The following is a 270-nucleotide window of genomic DNA, read 5'->3' as shown; positions in this document are numbered from 1 at the left end:
GAGGCGGGCGAGGTGCGGGTCGGCGCCTTCTCCACGGCGGTGCCCGCCCTGGTCGTACCGTCCGTGCGGTCCCTGCGGGCGACGCACCCGGGCGTGACCGTACGGGTCCGCGAGGCCGAAGCCGCCGAGGCCTACGACCTCCTCTCCGCCGGTGAGGTCGACCTGGCCCTCTCCCTCGCCGCCGAGGCCCCGAGCGCGGCCGACCCCCGCTTCACCCGCCTCCCCCTCCTCGCCGACCCCTTGGACATCGCCCTCCCCCCATCCCACCCC

General features: G+C 77.4%; 1 protein-coding gene. It reads left to right on the top strand.

Features of this window, described 5'->3' with window-relative positions; genetic code table 11:
• On the top strand, positions 1–270 hold a 270-nt coding region (locus tag BEK98_RS50645; protein WP_244202306.1), incomplete at both ends, for a LysR substrate-binding domain-containing protein.

The organism is Streptomyces diastatochromogenes, from assembly GCF_002242805.1.
Lineage (GTDB): Bacteria > Actinomycetota > Actinomycetes > Streptomycetales > Streptomycetaceae > Streptomyces > Streptomyces diastatochromogenes.
The sequence above is the reverse complement of the archived record's forward strand: the minus strand, read 5'-3'. Positions and strand labels throughout refer to the sequence as shown.